This is a genomic window from Metasolibacillus fluoroglycofenilyticus (assembly GCF_003049645.1).
Taxonomy (GTDB): Bacteria; Bacillota; Bacilli; order Bacillales_A; family Planococcaceae; genus Metasolibacillus; species Metasolibacillus fluoroglycofenilyticus.
In genome coordinates this window covers 1-432 of sequence record NZ_PYWK01000022.1, presented here as the reverse complement: position 1 = coordinate 432, position 432 = coordinate 1, and the positions used below count along the sequence as shown (strand labels likewise).

Annotated in this window: 1 protein-coding gene; it reads left to right on the top strand. The window is 62.0% G+C overall.

Annotated elements, in window-relative coordinates; translation table 11 throughout:
• Positions 1-432, top strand: a 432-nt coding sequence (locus C9J36_RS17090) for an esterase/lipase family protein (RefSeq protein WP_430010645.1), incomplete at both ends; no start/stop codon positions are given.

The following is a 432-nucleotide window of genomic DNA, read 5'->3' as shown; positions in this document are numbered from 1 at the left end:
GTCCGGAAAGCGACGGGCTCTGAGAAGGTCGACGTCGTCGGACATTCGCAGGGTGGCGGCATCCTGCCGAACGCCTACATCAAGATGTATGGCGGAGCGTCCAAGGTCGACAAGCTGATCGGACTGGTGGCCGCCAACCACGGCACCACCGCCGTCGGTCTCTACAAGCTTGTCGACGGCCTGCCCGAGGCTGTGAAGGATTTCCTTAGCACGTGGAGCTACGACCACAACATGGAGGCCTACGGCCAGCAGCTCAAGGGATCAGCGTTGATGCAACAGGTTTACCGTGACGGCGACACCGTCCCGGGTATCGCCTACACCGTCATCTCCACCCGGCTCGACACGACGGTCACGCCCTACACGCAAGCCTTTCTCAAGGGCGCCAAGAACATGACCGTGCAGGACGCCTGCCCTCTGGATGCCTATGGCCAC